Origin of the sequence: Bartonella sp. AA16NXGY (genome assembly GCF_042197325.1) — a bacterium.
Lineage (GTDB): Bacteria > Pseudomonadota > Alphaproteobacteria > Rhizobiales > Rhizobiaceae > Bartonella.
This window is the reverse complement of record NZ_JBHIRR010000079.1, coordinates 1-279: the sequence shown is the minus strand read 5'-3', so window position 1 is coordinate 279 and position 279 is coordinate 1. Positions and strand designations below refer to the sequence as shown.

1 pseudogene is annotated in these 279 nt (G+C 35.1%); it reads left to right on the top strand.

Annotation, left to right across the window (positions count from 1 at the left end):
• Positions 1-49 precede the first annotated feature (49 nt).
• Positions 50-279: pseudogene (locus ACFINK_RS09425) on the top strand (MFS transporter); the annotation flags it as partial.

The window sequence follows — 279 nt, the reverse complement described above, 5'->3', positions numbered from 1 at the left end:
ACTGCCTTATAAATAGGGAAGGCTAAATTTTTACTAAAAAGCAAAAACAGTGGAAAAAGAAGGCTGGTCTGCGCTTTTATTGGGCAAAAATGGTATTCTCTTTTTAACGTTTACAGGCGGTGTCATATTACACGCAACAAACGTTTACGTTGTTGTTACTATTTTACCCTCTCTTATAAATGATATTGGCAGTGAACTGTATTATTCTTGGGTAGCGACTGTTTTTATTACAGCATCTCTCCTTGGTACTTCACTTGCAACAAAAATATTAGCGAAAAT